Consider the following 357-nt stretch of genomic DNA (forward strand, 5'->3'; position numbering starts at 1 on the left):
GAGGTACGTTGAATGCAGAAGTTACACTTATCGACGGTACCCGTTGTCGAATTAGTGAAACGAACCCCACTGTATGGGCACGCCTGGATGCAGTAGTTACACCCTATACAAAGCGTAGAATCCACGACGACTATGCCGTCTTCTTCACGCTTGAATGTCGCGCCCGTTGGACAAACAGACACGCATGAGGGATCCTCACAGTTGTTACACATGATTGGCAGATTAAATGCGTACTGTTTGTTACCAATTTCCGCACTGGTTTGGATCACCTGAGTGCGATGTTCATCGGGTTTGGTACCATTTTCTATGCCACATGAGACAACACAGGCTTTACAACCGTTGCATCGGCTAAGATCG

1 protein-coding gene is annotated in these 357 nt (G+C 47.9%); it reads right to left on the reverse strand.

Annotation, left to right across the window (positions count from 1 at the left end; translation table 11 throughout):
• On the reverse strand, positions 1-357 hold a 357-nt coding region (locus AAEZ02_RS21990), incomplete at both ends, for a 4Fe-4S dicluster domain-containing protein (protein WP_351125092.1).

It is taken from the genome of Shewanella sp. T24-MNA-CIBAN-0130, assembly GCF_040310185.1.
Classification (GTDB): Bacteria; Pseudomonadota; Gammaproteobacteria; order Enterobacterales; family Shewanellaceae; genus Shewanella; species Shewanella psychromarinicola.